The 18,288-nt window shown below is 57.8% G+C and carries 16 protein-coding genes; 13 read left to right on the top strand and 3 right to left on the bottom strand.

Translation table 11 applies throughout. From position 1 onward, the window contains the following. Positions 1 to 4: 4 nt before the first annotated feature. From xylB to GTU79_RS26225, 4 genes are all read left to right on the top strand, one after another. Positions 5 to 1,474, top strand: coding sequence for a xylulokinase (gene xylB / locus GTU79_RS26240; RefSeq protein ID WP_203520692.1), 1,470 nt, complete (start codon positions 5 to 7; stop codon positions 1,472 to 1,474). A 403-nt stretch (positions 1,475 to 1,877) separates the two neighbouring features. Next, positions 1,878 to 2,837, top strand: coding sequence for a substrate-binding domain-containing protein (locus GTU79_RS26235; protein WP_203520694.1), 960 nt, complete (start codon positions 1,878 to 1,880; stop codon positions 2,835 to 2,837). A gap of 46 nt (positions 2,838 to 2,883) precedes the next feature. Next, the gene (locus GTU79_RS26230) at positions 2,884 to 4,383 is read left to right on the top strand and encodes a sugar ABC transporter ATP-binding protein (protein WP_203520696.1); all 1,500 of its coding nucleotides are present in this window, start codon (positions 2,884 to 2,886) and stop codon (positions 4,381 to 4,383) included. A gap of 115 nt (positions 4,384 to 4,498) precedes the next feature. Continuing rightward, complete coding sequence (locus GTU79_RS26225) at positions 4,499 to 5,377, top strand: ABC transporter permease (RefSeq protein WP_132927969.1); 879 nt, start codon at positions 4,499 to 4,501, stop codon at positions 5,375 to 5,377. Positions 5,378 to 5,633: 256 nt separating this feature from the next. Here the strand turns inward: GTU79_RS26225 and GTU79_RS26220 are convergent, their stop codons facing one another. From GTU79_RS26220 to GTU79_RS26210, 3 genes are read right to left on the bottom strand one after another with little or no spacing between them, the layout of a single operon-like run. Further along, a complete protein-coding gene (locus tag GTU79_RS26220; protein ID WP_203520701.1) occupies positions 5,634 to 7,145 on the bottom strand; it encodes an FGGY-family carbohydrate kinase in 1,512 nt (503 codons plus the stop codon). 34 nt (positions 7,146 to 7,179) lie between these two features. Further along, complete coding sequence (locus GTU79_RS26215) at positions 7,180 to 7,980, bottom strand: BtpA family protein (protein ID WP_132925038.1); 801 nt, start codon at positions 7,978 to 7,980, stop codon at positions 7,180 to 7,182. A 49-nt stretch (positions 7,981 to 8,029) separates the two neighbouring features. Beyond that, positions 8,030 to 8,881: a DeoR/GlpR family DNA-binding transcription regulator gene (locus GTU79_RS26210; protein WP_203520703.1), complete on the bottom strand. Its 852-nt coding sequence runs from the start codon at positions 8,879 to 8,881 to the stop codon at positions 8,030 to 8,032. A gap of 157 nt (positions 8,882 to 9,038) precedes the next feature. Between GTU79_RS26210 and GTU79_RS26205 the strand changes: the two genes are divergently transcribed. From GTU79_RS26205 to GTU79_RS26165, 9 genes are all read left to right on the top strand, one after another. Continuing rightward, positions 9,039 to 9,839 carry an SDR family NAD(P)-dependent oxidoreductase gene (locus GTU79_RS26205; RefSeq protein WP_132925041.1) on the top strand — a complete coding sequence of 267 codons (801 nt, stop codon included), beginning with the start codon at positions 9,039 to 9,041 and terminating at the stop codon, positions 9,837 to 9,839. A 148-nt stretch (positions 9,840 to 9,987) separates the two neighbouring features. Then, entirely contained in the window at positions 9,988 to 11,112 is a 1,125-nt protein-coding gene (locus GTU79_RS26200) for an ABC transporter ATP-binding protein (RefSeq protein WP_203520705.1), read from the top strand. A 15-nt stretch (positions 11,113 to 11,127) separates the two neighbouring features. Continuing rightward, the gene (locus GTU79_RS26195) at positions 11,128 to 11,928 is read left to right on the top strand and encodes a carbohydrate ABC transporter permease (RefSeq protein WP_132925043.1); all 801 of its coding nucleotides are present in this window, start codon (positions 11,128 to 11,130) and stop codon (positions 11,926 to 11,928) included. A 57-nt stretch (positions 11,929 to 11,985) separates the two neighbouring features. Continuing rightward, complete coding sequence (locus GTU79_RS26190; protein ID WP_203520707.1) at positions 11,986 to 13,263, top strand: ABC transporter substrate-binding protein; 1,278 nt, start codon at positions 11,986 to 11,988, stop codon at positions 13,261 to 13,263. Between the two features lie 3 nt (positions 13,264 to 13,266). After that, positions 13,267 to 14,193, top strand: coding sequence for a carbohydrate ABC transporter permease (locus GTU79_RS26185; protein WP_203520709.1), 927 nt, complete (start codon positions 13,267 to 13,269; stop codon positions 14,191 to 14,193). A 151-nt stretch (positions 14,194 to 14,344) separates the two neighbouring features. Further along, a complete protein-coding gene (locus GTU79_RS26180) occupies positions 14,345 to 15,130 on the top strand; it encodes an inositol monophosphatase family protein (protein ID WP_203520711.1) in 786 nt (261 codons plus the stop codon). A gap of 191 nt (positions 15,131 to 15,321) precedes the next feature. Then, positions 15,322 to 16,278, top strand: coding sequence for a curved DNA-binding protein (gene cbpA, locus GTU79_RS26175; RefSeq protein ID WP_203520715.1), 957 nt, complete (start codon positions 15,322 to 15,324; stop codon positions 16,276 to 16,278). Positions 16,279 to 16,284: 6 nt separating this feature from the next. After that, entirely contained in the window at positions 16,285 to 16,587 is a 303-nt protein-coding gene (locus tag GTU79_RS26170) for a chaperone modulator CbpM (protein WP_132925060.1), read from the top strand. Positions 16,588 to 16,921: 334 nt separating this feature from the next. Next, complete coding sequence (locus tag GTU79_RS26165) at positions 16,922 to 17,977, top strand: glycosyltransferase family 9 protein (RefSeq protein WP_203520717.1); 1,056 nt, start codon at positions 16,922 to 16,924, stop codon at positions 17,975 to 17,977. Positions 17,978 to 18,288: the final 311 nt, after the last annotated feature.

Here is an 18,288-nt window from a genome sequence, read left to right as displayed (position 1 = left end):
AATTATGTATCTCGGTATTGATTTAGGCACCTCGGAGATAAAAATCGTCATTATCGACGACACCGGCCGGCTTGTGGCCGCCGAGGGAGAGCCCCTTACGGTGCAGCGTCCCCATCCGCAATGGTCGGAACAGGATCCCGCCCAGTGGTGGTCGGCAACCAACCTGGCCATCGGCCGGCTGCGCGCCCGCCATTCGGATCTCTGGAGCCGGATCCGCAGCATCGGCCTTTCCGGCCAAATGCACGGCGCGGTATTGCTCGATGAGCATGATCGGGTGTTGCGTCCCGCCATTCTGTGGAACGACACGCGCAGCGCCGCAGAGTGTACCGTGCTGACCCGGCTGGCGCCGGAGCTGCATGCGGTGGCCGGCAACCTGGCCATGCCGGGATTCACGGCGCCGAAATTGCTGTGGGTGGCCGAACATGAACCGGCCGTTTTTGCCGCGGTCCGCACCGTGCTGCTGCCCAAGGATTATCTGCGGCTGCTGATGAGCGGCGAAAAGGTCTCCGATATGTCCGACGCCGCCGGCACCCTGTGGCTGGATGTGGCCAAACGGGATTGGTCCGATTCCATCCTGGCGGCCTGCGGGCTGACCAGGGACAACATGCCGTCGCTGGTGGAGGGATCGGCGCCGTCCGCCTGTCTCAAGGCCGACGTGGCGCGGGCCTGGGGCCTGTCCGAACAGGTAGTGATCGCCGGCGGCGGCGGTGACAACGCCGCCAGCGCGGTGGGCATCGGCGCGGTGAACAGCGGCGACGCCTTTATTTCACTGGGTACCTCCGGCGTGATTTTTGCCGTGAATGACACATTCCGGCCCAATCCGCAGTCTGCGGTGCACGCCTTTTGCCATGCCCTGCCGGGCCGCTGGCATCAGATGAGCGTCATGCTCACCGCCGCCAGCGCCCTTCGCTGGCTGTGTCAGATTCTCGGCACCCATGAAACCGCCCTGCTGGAAGAGGTTGCGGCGCTGAGTCTCGAGGAGCAAAGCCGGGCGCCGATTTTCCTGCCTTATCTGTCCGGTGAGCGCACGCCCCATAACGATCCGGTTGCCAGCGGCTCGTTCCACGGGCTGACCCATTCGACGGAACGCGCCGCGCTGGCTTATGCGGTGCTGGAAGGGGTGGCGTTCGGCCTGGATGACGGGCTGGATGTGATGAAGCAGGCGGGCAGCCATATCAGTCAATTTTTCCTGATCGGCGGCGGCGCCAGGAGTCCGTGGTGGGCGCAGCTGATAGCCGACGTGGTGAAGATTCCGGTGGTTACGCACCGCGACGGCGCTGCGGGCGGCGCGCTGGGAGCCGCGCGGCTGGGCTGGCTGGCGGTGGGCGGCAACGAAGCCGAGGTGTGCCGCAAACCGGAGGTACATGCCCGTTTTGAAGCCGACGCCGGACGCGCCGGGCAGCTGGAGAGCCGTTTGAAGCGCTACCGCCTGTTTTATCAGCAGCAGGTGGAGGCAAGAAGGCTGTTGCCTTAGAAGGGCTCTTACCCACCTAGGGTGACGTCTCCCATAACCTAAAGAGCGTAACGGAAATGTGCCGTAAGGCGTTGAAGCAATGAAGCTTTCATGGATGAGGGCCTGGTGTTAACGGCAAGGTGCTTGGGCCAGGACAGGATGATAGATCGTAAACACGCCGTGAACCCGTCCCTGGGGGCTCGATCCGCGCCGTCCCTGGCGCGGACGGTTTACTCTTCTATCACCCCGTCCCGACCCCTTGACTCCGAGTTCATTACCTCCGGGCCAGGCCCGAGACCTCGGGCCGCACCACCCTGGTTCTATAAGCACGCAGTTTTCGCAACAAGAGTTTGATAAGCAGAAAAGAGCATCAGTCTTACGAAGTGACCTCTACCCAACGTAACAAACAAAAGGAAGGATTTTAATGAAAAAAGCATTCATGAGTCTTCTGTTGGCTTTGGCAACGGTGACGGTATCGGCTCACGCCGCGGATAAAATCAAGGTGGGCTTTGCCAACCGGACCCTGAACGGCGCCTTTTTTAACGGCCTGACTGAATATATGAAGATTCACGCCAAAGAGCGCGGATATGATTTGATCACCACCGATGCCCGCGGCGATCTGAATAAACAAATCTCTGACGTGGAGGATATGATTTCCCAGGGGATCAATTACCTGGTGCTGAATCCGCAGGATCCGGAAGCCGGCATGCGCATTACGCAAATCGCCAACCGCGCAGGCATCCCCACCGTTATCCTGGACAGCGATATCTCCCTGGACGCGCCGGTGATTACCCGGGTGCAGGCCAATAATGCCAAAGACAATATCGAAATTGGCGAGTATGCGGTGCAGCAATTCGGCGACAAACCGATGAACTGCGTCATCATCAGCGGCAATCAGGGCAATCTGGTGGGAGAAGCCCGCCGCACCAATTTCGTCCGCGGCGTTATGGAAGCTCAGCTGCGCAAATATAACCATACCAGCCTGACCGTCGTCAGTCAGGGCTGGGGCAACTGGGATCAGCAGGGCGCCCAGAAAGCCATGGAAGATATCATTGTCGCCCAAGGCAACAAGATCAACTGCGTCTACAGCGAAATGGACGATATGGCCCTGGGCGCCATACTCTCCCTCAAGGCCGCCAATAAACTGCAGGACGTGAAAGTCTATGCCCATGACGGTTATAAAAAGGGCCTGGAAGCCATTGAACGCGGCGATTTGCAGGCCACCGCCGCCAATAACCCCAATACCCTGACCGATACCGCCCTGGGGGTTATCGCCAAATATTCCGCCGGCAATAAAGACTTCCCGGACTATGTCTATACCCCCACCATCATGATTAACAAAGATAACGTGAAACAAGTCTACGATCCCAAGTCGCTTTTCTGAGGCCGTCCCCCCTTGTCATGAGGGGGGCTGAAAATGAGGTGTTGTCATGGACCAGTATGCGGTCGTTATCAATAATGTGAAAAAAAGTTTCGGCGGCGTCCATGCGCTGAAAAATATTGATCTGAAGGTGAAGCATGGCACTATTCATGCCATCGTGGGGGAAAACGGCGCCGGTAAATCGACGCTGATGAAAATACTGTCCGGAATCTATATCAAGGACAGCGGGACCATCGCCATCAATGGCAAAGAAGTCCACTTCACGTCGCCGAAGCAAAGCCGGGAAAACAACATCGGCATTATCTATCAGGAACTGGCGCTCTCGCCGGATCTGACCGTGGCGGAAAATATCTTCCTCGGCGATCTGGGGTTCGGCGGCCACTTTGTCAATTGGAAAAAAATGAACCAGAGAGCCGGCCGGGTACTGTCGAATCTGGGTTTCCAAATACCGCCCACTGCCCGTCTCGGCAGTTTGAGCGTGGCGTATCAGCAAATGGTGGAAATCGCCAAATCCCTGGCCAGGGATGTCAAGATACTGATTCTGGACGAACCCTCGGCGGTATTATCCAGCCGGGAAATCGATATTTTATTCAGCCAGCTGAAATTGCTCAAGGGCCAAGGCGTCACCATTCTTTATATTTCCCACCGGCTCGATGAGATATTTGCCATCGCCGATGCGATTACCGTGATTAAAGACGGCGAAACGGTTACCGATCTGGATCCTAAAACCTGCACGGAAGATGACATTATCTCCAGCATGGTGGGGCGTAAATTTGAAAATCTTTATCCGAAAAAAAACACTCCTGGAGAAGAGGTGATCCTGGAAGTCCGGGGCATGTCCACCAAGTCATTGCTTAATGATATCAACCTTACCGCCAGAAAAGGTGAAATCGTCGGCCTGGCGGGATTGGTAGGGTCCGGCCGTACGGAAATATCGCGCTGTCTGTTCGGCCTCGATCGGATGAGCAGCGGCAATGTGATTAAAAACGGCAAGGAAATCGTTATCAAACATCCTGCCGACGCCATGCGGCAAGGCATCGGCTTGGTACCGGAGAACAGGAAAGAGCAGGGGGCGATATTATCCCGTCCCATTCGGGAAAATATGACGCTGTCCAGTTTGAAACGCGTCTGTTATAAGCTTGGAATAATCAATTACCGCCATGAAAAATCCTTCAGCGAACAATCCCGAAAACGGCTGGCGATTAAATTGGGATCCATCGAAGATCCTATATCCAGTCTCAGCGGCGGCAACCAGCAAAAAGTGGTTATCGCTAAATGGCTGAATACTGATTGTGATTTGCTGATTCTTGATGAGCCAACCCGTGGGGTCGATGTCGGCGCCAAGGTGGAAATTTATAACGTCATTCATGAATTAGCGCAAAAGGGCTATGCCATTATTGTTATTTCTTCCGAAATGATTGAGGTTATTTCCCTCGCCCATCGGGTCTATGTCATGAGCGAAGGATCCATAACCACCGAATTGCAGGGCGCTCAAATCACCGAAGAAAACATCATGAGATTCGCCATACCTAAACGTGCTTTAGCGTAAATGAGGAAAGATTATGGAAACGGTAACCCATTCCACTGATTCGGCGGGTTTTTCCCTGCGGACCAAGGTGCTGAAATTTTTTTCCAATAACTCTACGTTGTTGGTGTTTTTTGTCATGCTGATTGTCGCCAATTTTTTATCCGATCGGTTTTATAGCCCGGAAAATATCACCAATGTGCTCAGGCAAAGCGTACCGCTGGGGCTGGCGGCTATCGGTATGCTGTTTGTTATCCTCACCGGCGGCATCGACTTGTCGGTAGGGTCGATCATGGCCTTGGTGTCGGTGGCCGTGGCGCTGTTGATTCCGGAAATCGGCGTGCTGCCGGCCATTGTTGCGGGGGTGGGTATCGCCACTCTGGTGGGGGCGGCGGCCGGCTGCCTGGTGACCTTTTTCAATATCGCGCCGTTTATATCCACCCTGGCCATGATGACCATCGCCCGCGGTTTGGCGCTGATTGTGTCCAAGGGCCAGCCGATATTTATCGATGACGTTTCCTATGTTAATTTCGGCACCGGCTATTTGTTCGGACTGCCGCTGCCGGTCTATGTGTTTATCGCTTTTGCCCTTATCGCCCATTTCGTTTATCAGTATACGGTATTCGGGCGGCTGGTGATTTCCATCGGTTCCAATGAAACCGCCACGCGCTTTGCCGGCGTGCGGGTGGATTGGTACAAATTCGCCGTTTATGCCCTAAGCGGGTTGGCCTGCGGCCTGGCGGGAGTTTTGGCATCCACCCGTACCGGAGTGGGTTCGCCGGTAATGTCCATCGGTTTCGAACTGGACGTCATCGCGGCGGTGGTGGTAGGGGGCGCCAGCCTGGCGGGGGGCAAGGGGACGGTGGTGAATACCATTATCGGCGTGCTGATCTTGAGCATCATCTCCAATCTGATGAACCTGATGAATATCTCCGGCTACAACCAGCAGGTGGTGAAAGGGGCGATCATTATCATCGCCGTGATGCTGGAGAGCTTTAAATCCCGGGCGCGGGCATGATTCCTTCCGGCCGGAACCCTTGTATTCCGGGCTGACTGCCGGCATATGAACTGGGGGGCAATAAGGCGGGATAGTGTGATAGAAGAGTAAACCGTCCGCGCCAGGGACCAATACGTCGGGAGCGTATTGGAACAACGCCGCTAGGCGTTGGCCCGAAGGGCGGCAACCAGGGAGGGTAGCCGTAATCGCGCGGATCGAGCCCCCAGGAAAGGCTTCACGGCGTGTTTACGATCTATCACACTGTCCCGACCGGACATCATTTGCATCCTCCCCCAGTTAGGGGTTTGCATTGGGCATAGAGCTCACGAAAGCGGGGATAGAGTTCGCCGTAGCAACCGTGATTACCGGCGTCGGGCTGTATAAGTTCGCCGAACCGCACAAAGGCCCCGGCGCCGTTCCAGTCGTCGCTTTGGCCGGTGCCGATGGCGGCGGCCCAGGCGGCGCCAAGGCAAGAACCGGGATGTCCCGTCAGACGCTGCAGCGGCGCGCCGAGCACATCGGCAACGATTTGCATCCACAGCCGGCTGGCGGAACCGCCGTCGGAGACGATATAGCGGCGGGTGGGATAACCGATATCATGCAAGGTTTCCACATGATGCTTGATAGCGTAGGCATAGGCTTCCAGCAACGCGCGCCATACGTGGCCCGCGTCGTGTGAAAGGGTCAGCCCGAACAGCACGCCGCGCGCCGCCGGATCGTGCAGCGGGGTTTTTTCGCCGAGAAAATAGGGCAGGCAGAGCACGCCGTCGGCCCCCGGCGGCTTTTGCTGCGCCAGGCTATCGAGATACTGGTGCAGTGACATGCCCGCCTCTTCCGCCGCCGCCCGGTGCTGGCCGGCAAAATTTTCCGCGAACCAGTTCAGGCCGGAGCCGCCGGTGGACATACAGCCGTTGGGCATATACAGTCCGGGAATCAGATGATAGTCCAGGTATAAGCGGGCATCGGGATAGACGTCCGCCGCCGCGGTCAGTACATCCACCGACCCGCCGAATTTCAGCAGCGCATCCCCCGGCCGGGTGACCCCGGCGCCGAGGGCGGAGGCAATCATATCCGCCGCGCCGCCGATGACCGGCGTGCCGGCGGCCAGACCGGTCCACCGCGCGGCGTCGGGCGTCACGACGCCGAGAATGTCATGGGAACGCACCAGCCGGGGAACCGTTAGGCGCGGCAGGTGGGCCAGGGCAATCTGCCCATCGTCCAGTTCGTGGGTGGCGATATTCACAAAACCCGCTTCCAGCGCCCAGTTCTGTTCAACGGCTTTTTCGCCCGTGAGCTTCCAGTTGATATAATCATAGGAGCCGAATACCGTGGCTATGCGTTGATAAACCTGGGGTTCATGCCGTTCAAGCCAGCGAATTTTCGCCCCCACCAGTTGCTGATTGATGCCGTTGCCGCTGCGGGCGATAAAGGCCTTTTCATCCTGTTCAGCGCGGATTTCGGCCACCTGCTCTCCGCAGCGCCCGTCGCTTTGCTGGATGCTGGGGCGCAGCAGGTTTCCCCCGTCGTCCAGCAGGACCACGGCGGGCAGCATACCGGTGACGCCGATGCCGGCAATCTCGTGGGGGTCAAGCGCCGCGATCGCCAGCAGCTCACGGCAGATGTCGCCGACGTTACTCCACCACTGTCCGGGATCTTCCTCCGTCCATCCCGGCTGGGGCGACGAGAGCCGCACCGGACGGGAAACAATGCCCAGCACCCGATCCGGCGGCCGGATCAGGATGCCGATAGTGGACGTCGTTCCTATATCAATACCCAGCAAACACGTCATGCTTTCTCCCGTCATGCTGCCGTTGCGGTGCCTCTTAACGCAGGGTTTCCACCACGTCCATAAAGCGTTTCACCCGATCGCCGTCCACCGCATTCCAGGTATAACCGTCCACCTTGAAATGGGTGCCGATAATGACGCCGCTGGCCAGGCTTAACACCTCGCGCACATTATCGATTTTAGTGCCGGTATTGGCGAACACCGGCACGTCGGTTACCGCTTCACAGACTTTACGCAGATGGGATTGGTCCGCCGCTTCGCCGGTAATCGGGCCGGAGACCAGAATCGCGTCCGCCAGGGAAGAAAATACCGCGCTGCGGGCCCGCAGTTCTATCGGCCGACTGTCCAGGGAGTGGGCAAATTCGGCGTTGATATTGAACAGCAGTTTCATATCGTCGCGGCCGAGATTATGCCGCAGGCGGGAGGCGGTGGCGCAGTCGGGCTGCCAGATACCCATATCGGAAGCGAACACGCCGGTAAAGATTTCCCGCACAAAGCTGGCGCCGGTGGCGGCGCCGATGGCGACGCTGGCTTTCGGATCCCACAGGTAATTAACGCCGAACGGAACCTTCAGCGACGGTTTCACCGCCTGCACCACCGCCGCCATGGCGGCAACGCCCTCCGGCGCGGCGTTGAAGACATAGGGGCGATCGTTCTCATTGCCGAACATGACGGCATCCACGCCCCCCGCCTGCAGTTTTTCCACATCCGCCAGCACGCCTTCAATCAGCTTGTCGATGCCGCCGTCGGCATCATAAAGCGGCGATCCCGGCAGAGCGCCGATATGGGCCATGGCGATAACGGCTTTCTTTTTATTACCCAAAAATTCAAAAATCATAGGATGCTCCAGACGATTTACTAGGGAACCCGCTGTTCCCTTCCACGTATCAGCCGATCTCGGATAAAGGGGGAGCGACGACCACCTTGATCTTTGCCGCTTCCAGCGCGAGGGCGATGGCCGGCGGCGGCGCGCTGTCGGTTATCAACATGTCCACGCCCGGCAAGGGGGTGATATTCACCAGGGACATGCGTTGAAATTTTGAGGAGTCGCACAGTACGACTTTGAAACCCGAGCGGCGCAGATAGAGCCGTTTGAGTTCCACATCTTCAAAGGAGTAATCGTAAAACCCGCTGCCGGTGATGCCGGAAACGCCGATAAAGGCAATATCGAACCACAGCGGTTCGAACTGGGCGACGGCGGCCGGGCCGCCCATGGACATTTCGTCGCCGCGCATATGTCCCCCCGCCAGATAGATGTCCGGCGCGCCGCTGCTCATGCGGTAGGCAATGCGCACGCTATTGGTGAAAATCTTCAAGCGGTGGCGTTCCATCAGCCGTTCCGCCATCAGGTAAGTGGTGGTGCCCACATCCAGCGCCACGGTCCGATAGCCGCAGGCGATGTCCGCCGCCGCCGCCGCGATACGGGCTTTGGCGTCGCAATGCAGCGCCAGCCGGGACTCGAAACTGGGTTCTTCGCGATCCATGGCCACCGGCAGGCTGCTCTCCGGCAGCACCGCGCCGCCGTGGATGCGCACCAGTTTCCCTTCCGATTCCAATTCCACCAGGTCGCGGCGGATGGTCATATCCGAGACGTCCAGTTCGGCCGCGATGCCGGTAACCGAGACCGAGCCTTCCCGCGCCAGGGTGTCAATAATATGCAGTTGCCTGTCCTGGGCCATTAGCCGGGTCCGTTCCGGTTTGTCCGGAAATACCGGCAGAACGTCTTTGTTTGCATTCATGTTGAGATCCTAAAAGTCAGAATGTTTGAAACATCCGTTAATTCAAACATCGTTTCAAACATAATACGGGTAATTATTTTTTTATCAAACAAATTTTGTTTTGATTTGTTTGCTTTTTTGTTATAAGTAATAGTACATCTCTTTCAGGAGCCGTAACATGAGCCTCGATACTTCCAGTCCCTGTCAGTTCCCCGGCCTGGCCGGCCAAGCCGCGGTGGTGACCGGCGGCGGCGCCGGCATCGGCCGGGCCATTGCCCGCTCGCTTATGGCGCAGGGGGTCCGTGTGGCCATTGGCGACATTAACGAGGTTACGGCCAAACGCACCGCGGCGGAGCTGGGGGGCGAGACCTTCGGATTTCATTTGGACGTGCGCTCCCGCGAGTCGGTTAACGAGGGATTCGCCAAAGTGAACGATGCGTTCGGCAGCTTTCAGATCCTGGCGGCCAATGCCGGGGTATCCACCATGCAGCATGCGCTGAAGCTCACCGATGAAGAGTGGGATTTCAATTTTGACGTTAACGCGCGCGGCATCTTTCTGACCAATCAGATTGCCGCCCGGCAGTTCGTGGCCCAGGGTCAGGGGGTAATCGTCAATACCGCGTCGCTGGCGGCGAAGGTGGGCGCTCCGCTGCTGGCGCACTATTCCGCCAGCAAGTTCGCGGTGCTGGGCTGGACCCAGGCGCTGGCCAGGGAACTGGCTCCCAAAGGCATCCGAGTGAACGCCGTTTGCCCGGGATTTGTCAAAACCGGCATGCAGTCGCGTGAAGTGGAGTGGGAGGCCGAACTGCGGTCCGTCACGCCGGAGCGGGTCATTGAGGATTATATTGCGCAGACTCCGTTGGGACGGCTGGAAACACCCGAAGATGTGGCGGATGTGGTGACCTTTCTCTGCTCGGATGCGGCGCGCTTCATGACCGGGCAAGGCGTCAATGTCACCGGCGGTGTTTATACCGGCTGACAAGTGAACAAAAGACAACATTGTTTTTGATTTAGAACAATACGCCTCTTGTGGCTCATAGAGGCCGGCAGTCAGTTAACGCCATCAACGCGGCAACCGTTTGCGTTGATGGCGGATCGCTCGTGCGTCAGCGTCGGAGACAACGCCCATGGCTTCTATTGAATTGCAGCAAGTATCTAAAATCTATCAGAATAATCAATACAGCGTGCGCGACGTCAATCTGAAGATCAACGACGGCGAATTCGTGATATTCCTCGGCCCGTCCGGCTGCGGTAAATCCACCACCCTGCGCATGATTGCTGGTTTGGAAAGCATTACCTCCGGCGAGCTGCGCATAAACGGTCAAAACGTCAACCGGGTGGCGCCGCGCGACCGCAATATCGCGGTGGTATTCCAAAGCTATGCGCTGTATCCCCATATGACCGTGGCGGAAAATATGGCCTTCGGCCTGAAAATGCGCGGTACGCCGACGGCGATTATCCGGCAGAAGGTCGCTGAAACCGCCGCGATGCTGGGACTGGATCAGCTGTTGCACCGTAAACCCGCCGCGCTGTCCGGCGGCCAGCGCCAGCGGGTGGCGCTCGGCCGGGCCATTGTCCGCGAACCCCAGGCGTTTTTACTGGATGAGCCGCTGTCCAACCTGGATGCCCAGCTGCGTGCCGAAATGCGCACCGAACTGATAAAGCTGCATCGCCGTTTGGGTAAAACCATGGTTTATGTCACCCACGATCAGGTTGAGGCCATGACCATGGGGGATCGTATCTGCATCATGCGTGACGGATATCTGGTGCAAAGCGGCACGCCCCTTGAGGTTTACGCCAACCCGGCCAATACCTTCGTGGCGCAGTTTCTCTCCTCGCCGCCCATTAACCTGGTTTCCTGCATTGTGCGCAGCCGGGCCGGCGAAATCTTCCTGGAGCTGGACGGCGGCCGGCTTATCCGGGTGTCGGATTACGCGCAGCAGCATTATCGCCGCCATGAAGGCAAGCCGGTCACCCTGGGTATCCGGCCGGAGGATTTCCACGCACGCCAGCACGGCGCCCACTGGCAGCCGCTGCCCTTCAACGTCACCGCCGTGGAGGCCCTGGGGGCGGAAAATATCGTCACCGGCACCATCGACAATGTCAGGTTTGTGGTGCGCCTCGACCGCCATACCCTGCCGGCGCCGGGGGAGCGGCTCACCCTGTATATGGATCCCGATCCCCTGCATCTCTTCGACAGCCATACCGGCGATGTCCTGTCGCGTCCGGCATCGCCGCCCTTTATCAATTAATCCGGGAGTCAGGTTATGTTACGTAAAATCACTCTGCACCTGGGCCTGATAATCGCTTGCCTGGTGGTGATCCTGCCGCCGCTTTGGGCCCTGCGCACCAGCCTGGTGCCGGAGTCCCTCTCTTACAGCACGGCGGTTTTTCCCGACTGGACCTGGGGGAATTACCGAGGCCTGCTGGAGCAGAATGATTTTCTCACCCATTACGGCAATAGCCTGATCGTCTCGTTTTGTTCGGTGATTCTGGCGATGCCGTTTGCCGCCGCCACCGGCTACGCGTTCGCCCGCTTTCGAACCGGCGGCAGCGGGGCGCGCTTTATCATGTTGGCTACCCAGATGCTGCCGGCGGTGGCGCTGGTGCTGCCGGCGTTCGCGCTGCTGCGCACCCTTGGTCTAACCAATTCCCTGCTGGGGTTGACGCTGGTGTATGCGGCGCTGAACCTGCCGTTCCTCACCTGGATCCTGATGGGATTCTTCGAGGGCATTCCGGTGGATTTGGAGTGGGCGGCCATGACCGACGGCGCCACGGCCTGGGGCGCGTTCCGCCATATCGTCCTGCCTGTTTCCCTGCCCGGACTGGCCGCCGCCGCGGTGCTGGGTTTTATCCTCTCATGGAACGAGTTTTTATTCGCTCTGGTGCTGAGCGGGCCGCAAACCTCCACCATTCCGGTGGCGCTGGCGGCCTTGCAAACCTCTAACGGCGTACAGATAGGCAAAGTCTCGGCGGGGGTGGTACTGGCCATATTGCCGCTGATTATCGCGTCGCATTTTATCCAGCGTTTTATCGTCAAGGGCCTGACCTTCGGCAGCGTTAAGTAGTACTGAGAATTTATCAACCGCATTGAATCGTCAATCCAGACGAAACAGGAGACGACCATGTTATCCATGAAAAAAAGCTTTTTTTTGGCCGGTTTGGTGATGTTGTCCGCTGCCAACGGCGCGCAGGCAAAACAGGTGGTGCTGCACGCCCTGATGGAAGATGTGCCCGAAACCCATATTATCGAACAAATGTTACCGCAATTTGAACAACAGAGCGGTATCAAGGTGGAATTTGAAAAAATCGGCTACGGCGATATGCATGATAAGCTGGTGGCGCAGTTGATTGCGCCGCAAAGCTATTACAATTTGCTGGAGGTGGATTTTCTCTGGGCGGGAGAATTCCCCGCCGCGCAGTGGCTAACGGATTTGTCGCCGATGATTGCCAAATCGAAATTCGATACCTCGGCGTTTATCCCTTCCACGGTGTCGCTGCTCAACCACGACAAAAACAAGATGTTTATCCTGCCGATGTACAACTACTCCATGGGGCTGATTTATCGCACCGATATCCTGGGGGACAAAAACCTGCAACAGCAATTCCAGGCCGAGAACAACAAGCCGCTGGCCCTGCCGGCTTCCCTGGATGAATACGTGGCCCTGGCGAAGTTCGTCAAGGAAAAACAGAATATTGCCGGCGCCGCCATGCAGGGGCAGCGGGGCGATCCCAATAGTATGGAGTTTTCCAACTATCTGTTCGCCGCCGGGGGCGATTATCTTGACGGCGACAACAAGGTGGTATTGAACAGCCCTGCGGGCAAAAAGGCCCTTGCCCTCTATGTCGACGCCATCCAGCACGGCGCCCAGGCCGGCGCGCTGTCCGCCACCCTGGATGACACCCAGCGCCTGATGTGCAGCGGCAAGGCTTTCAGCATGATCACCTACTGGTGGATGCTGCCGCAGCTGGATAATGCCAAATCCTGCCCGGCGGTTGCCGGTAAGCTGGCGCTGACGCCGATGCCCGGCGGCCATGGCGAAAGCGGCGGCTGGGGCTGGGGTATACCGAAAAACGTTTCGCCGGAAGAACAGCAGGCCGCCTGGACCTTTATCCAATGGGTGCAAAGCAAAAAGGTCGAAACGGAACGCGCCCTGCAGGGCCATGCGCCGGTGAGGACCGACGTTTATAGCGATCCGGCGGTGCTGGCCAAGTTCCCCTATTACCAAACCGCGCAGCAGGTGGTGGCCGGGGGGAAATCCTTCCCGATCTTTACCTATTCCGCCCAGTATGAGGATGTGCTCGGCACCCAGCTTTCCCAGGCGGCCGGCGGCAGCGGCAATACGGACGGCGCTCTGGCGGCGGCGGCCACCCAGCTTGAAACGCTGATGAAAAAGAAGTAATTGATGATGCTCACTAAAACCTCCGCCGCTCCTTTGCGGCGCCCTAAACCACGGTGGCCGGGGTTTGACAGGTTTCGCCTTACCGGATGGGCGTTCGCGTCGCCCGGGCTGCTGGCGCTGGCCATTGTGCTGGGTTTCCCTGTGCTGTATGCCGTGGCGCTGGCGTTTTCATCCTTTACCCTGATGCGTCCGGCGCTGGCGCCCTTTATCGGCATTGATAACTTTACCGCGGTTTTGAGCGATGGAGCCTTTTGGGTTGCGGCCTGGCTGACTATCAAATACTCGGTGATAACCGTCGCCGGGGAATTCGTCGTTGGGCTGGGCATCGCCTTGATGCTGAACCGGACGGTCAGGACCCGGCCGATCTACTTCGCGTTGCTGACCATTCCCATGGCGATGTCGCCGGTCTGCGTGGCGCTGATTTGGCGGATGCTGCTGCAGCCCAATCTGGGCATAGTGAACCATCTGCTGGAGACCTGGGGATTGCCGCGCCTGGATTGGCTGGGGGATCCTACCATGGCCTTCTGGACCATGGCGTTTATCGATATCTGGCAGCAGATGTCGTTTGTGGTGCTGATCCTGGCGGCGGGCCTTGCCGCGCTGCCACGGGAGCCTTATGAGGCGGCTGAAATGGACGGCGCCCGGCGCTGGCAGCAGTTCTGGTTTATCACGCTGCCGATGCTGCGTCCGGTGGCGGCCATCGCCGTGGTCATCCAATTGATCAATGAACTGCGAACCTATGATTTGCCCTATGTGCTCACCCGCGGCGGTCCCGGCACCGCCACCGAAGTGTTAAGCTTTTTTGCCTACCGCCGGGCTTTTCTCGGTCTGTCCGTCAATGAGGGCTCAGCCGCCGCGCTGGTGCTGCTGCTTATCGTGCTGGTGATGACGGTGCTGTTTTTCGCCATGCTGGAGCGCCGCCGCGGTTAAGGCGTGTTATTTCTCCTGCCGGAACGTCGCCGCGGCTAACGGCTTTTCATTTTTGCCGGATTAACGGATGGATGTTTTCACCTGGCCGGACTATGTTGTTAGTCTTGCCGTGACGGCCCCTGCCGGGGGCCTGTGAAACATCAGGAGCGTTATGACAGCGTTACCCTCCCATCGTCTGGCCATCGCCGGACACATCGTCGCCGAGGCGGCGGAGTTGGCGTTATGGCATTTTTCACGCCGCGCCGAGCTGCGCCTTGACAGTAAACGCAGCCAGGATTTCGTTTCCGAGGCCGATATGGCGGTGGAACAATTGATTCGCGATCGCCTGCAACAGCATTTTCCCGACGATAATGTCGTTGGCGAAGAGCTGGGCGGCGAACTGGGCCCGGGGGCTAACTGGGTCATCGACCCCATTGACGGCACGGCGAATTTTTTACGCGGTTCGCCGTTATGGGGCGTTTCCCTGGGCCTGCTCAAAGGGCAAAAACCGGTGTTGGGGGTGGTCGCCCTGCCGGTGCTTACCGAACTGCTGGCCGCTGAAACCGGCCAAGGCGTATTCAGTAAGGGACAGCCCTTTGTGCGGGATAGCCGCTTTGACGAAGTGAAGATGGTGTCTCTCGGCGACAGCGCCGATGACCGGTTACAGGACGCGGCGGCCTTTTACCAGGGCCTGCGCGGTGCGGAGTGGTCGGTGGAATGTTACCGCTGCACCACGGTAGGCATGCTATTCGCCGCCAAGGGCCTGATTGACGGCCATCTGCAGCGTCGTACCACGCTTTGGGACATCGCCGGCGGGCTGGTTATCTGCGCCGAGGCGGGACTGGAGGTCACCCATGCTTTCCGGGACGGCGATATACGGCATATGTCGGTGGCGGCCGGCACGGCTTCCCTGCTGGATGCCGTGCGACCGCTGTGGCCGAACCTCCAGCCGTGCTAATTTAAACGGTTAATCAGCCCGCGGTTCTTTTATTGGCTTGACAGGGACATACAGACTTTTATCACCTGGGTTGAAGTGCTAAAGTTACCGACATTGCAGATATTTCCGTCAGCGGTGTTATACCCGTCACGCATTATTCAGGGTATTTAAAACCGCGCTTCATCCCTTAAAACATGGCGGTAGAGAGCTGTATGGACTTCAAAGACTATTATGCCGCATTGGGCGTCGAGCCCACTGCCGATCTCAAAACAATCAAAACCGCCTATCGCCGGCTGGCCCGCAAATATCATCCGGATGTCAGCACCGAACCCAACGCTGAAAGCCGGTTCAAAGACGTGGCGGAAGCTTACGAGGTGCTGAAGGATACCGCCCGCCGCGCCGAGTACGATGAATTGCGCAAGTACGGCCAGGGCGGCCGTTTCGAGGCGCCGCCGGGCTGGCAGCCCAGCGGCCGTGCCGGTGGCGCCCAGACGGGCGATGATTTCAATTTCCAGCAGCATGATTTCTCCGATTTCTTTGAGTCGGTGTTCGGCGGCAGGGGCCAGGCCCGCGCTGCGCAGAGCGGGAGGACGGCCGCCCGCCGCGGCCAGGATGTGGAAATCGAGGTGGCGGTTTTCCTTGAGGAAACACTGAAAGAGCATCAGCGCACTATTAGCTTCCAGCTGCCGGGGTCGGTGGAGTATGGCCGTCAAGCCCCGCCGGCGGCCAAAACGCTGAAGGTCAAAATCCCCGCCGGCGTCGGCGATGGCGATCGCATTCGTATCAAAGGGCAGGGTCCCGCCGGCAGCGGCGGCGGCCCTAACGGCGATGTCTACCTGATTATCCGCATTGCGCCTCATCCGCTGTTTGATATCGACGGTAATAATCTGCTGGTGACACTGCCCCTCGCCCCGTGGGAAGCGGCGCTCGGCGCTAAGGTGACCGTTCCGACGCTGACGGGCAAAATAACCCTTACCGTTCCCCCCAACAGCCAGACCGGCCAGCAGCTGCGTATCAAAGGCAAGGGGTTGGCGAACAAACAGGGCACCGGTGATTTGTATGCCCTTATCAAGGTGGTGATGCCGCAGCAGACGGATGACAAGGGGCGTAAGCTGTGGGCGGAAATCGCCGAGCATTGTGCATTTAATCCTCGTGCGGAATGGGAGTGACAGGTCATGACCGACATTAGGGTAACTCTGGAAATTACCGAATTTTGTCAATATGCCAGTATTTCCCGGGATGAACTGTTTGAAGTGGTGGGTCTGGGCATCATTACCCCGCAAGACGACGCTGATGATAACTGGCGTTTCGAGCCCGCCGCGCTGCATGAAATCAAGCGGGCGCAGCGTCTGCGGCAGGAACTGGAGCTTGACTGGCCGGGTATCGCGCTGGCGGTGGGCCTGCTGGATGAGATCAAGCGCCTGCGGCAGGAAAATCGCCACCTGCAGCAGCGGCTGGACCGGTTTTTACAAAAATAGCCCTGGCAGCAAACCGGCAGCCCGGGGCTTGGCGCATTGCCGCCCCGGCGCCGGCAGGTTCTCAAAACGCCACTGACGCTTTCTCGCCCCTTGATCAAGGATATCGCGGCCGTGCAGGGCGTTCTTTCACTCTGATACTCTTATCACACACTTTTATTCACTGATTGGTTTATGCTCGAATTTTAAACTGTTAAAAGTCTATTTTCCTCGTGAGTGAACCCTTTATTGGGGAGATTGTCATATCTCCAGCCAGGGGCATTGGCCGGTCGGCCCTAAATCAGCATTCATTTAACGACAAGCCGAAATTATATATAAGCATAAGCGGAGACTTAGCATGAAAGCTCTGGTGGTTTGTCGGGATAATATCGGTGACACGCTGTTAACTACCCCCTTGATAAACGCATTGGCTAATGGAGGATTTTCAGTCGATGTATTAGCCAATAGCTACAATGCGGCGGTATTAACGGGCAACCCCGATATATTTCGGGTACATGTTTATAAAAAAAATCATCATCGCGCCCGGGGCGAGTCGCTGCTTAAAATACTTTTGCACCGGTTGCGCATTATTTGGAATATCAGGCGCATTCATTACGATATCGCCATTATCGCCAAAAGCCGGTGGGATAAACGGGTCTTAAAATGGTGCACGTTATCCGGCGCGCCGAAAATCATCGCTCTTGGCGCCGTTCCCCATCCGGCCATCACCGAACTGGTGCCTTTGCCCGCGCCCCATACCGAGCATCTGGTGCAGCTGTTTCATCGCATGCTGGCCCCGTTGGGCATCCGGGACGCCGCCGGACCGCTCCATCTGTTCGCCGATCCGGCAAAAGTCGCTGCCTTGGCTCAACAATACGGTATTGATAACCAATTGCCGATCCTGGGCTTGCAGATCAGCGCCCGCCGGTTATTGCAACGCTGGCCGGAGTCTCATTTCGTCGCATTGGCGCAGATGGTGGCCGCCTTGGGGCCCTGCCAGATTATCCTGCTGTGGTCGCCGGGGGCGGAGGACAACCCCACCCATCCCGGCGATGATACCCTGGCCGCCCGTATTGTCGCGGCCTGTAATCTGCCGTGCCTGATACCGATCCCTACCCGGACGCTGGAAGAGCTTATCGGCGCCATGCAGCTGTGCGGGAGAGTGGTCACCAGCGATGGCGGAGCCATGCATATCGCGGCGGGACTGGGTAAAAGCATTGTCGCCCTCTTCGGCGACAGCGATCCCGTTTGTTGGGCGCCCTGGCAGGTACCCTATATCCTGCTGGCGGCGCCGGAAAATAATGTGGTGAATATTGCGCCCAAGGAAGTATTCCAGGCGTTGCAGCAATTGACCGAGGAGGATGAAGTCGCGGCTATTCGCCCGTCAGATTCCGTCGCGGTCAAGGATGGCTGAATGGGTTAATAATATTAATATACACGTCATGCTTCAAGTTGCAGGTGCGTTGACAATATTCGAATTATTTGAGGTTATAACGTTGAGAAATTTATTCTTACCATGAGCGATCATTAAAAAAAATTTACGTTCACATAATTATTACAAAATGATTAATCTAAAAAATAAAAGAGCTTCCTATATTTGGTTAAGATTATTTATGGATAATTAGCTGAATAATGCTGTCGCTTCCCTTTTTACCGGCAATTTTCTTCCTCTCAAGGGACAGCCTCCGTCTCTTGACTCCCCCCATACCGAAAATACTCCCCGGC

Origin of the sequence: Sodalis ligni (assembly GCF_016865525.2) — a bacterium.
GTDB classification, from domain to species: Bacteria; Pseudomonadota; Gammaproteobacteria; order Enterobacterales; family Enterobacteriaceae; genus Acerihabitans; species Acerihabitans ligni.
This window is presented reverse-complemented; position numbering and strand designations above follow the sequence as displayed.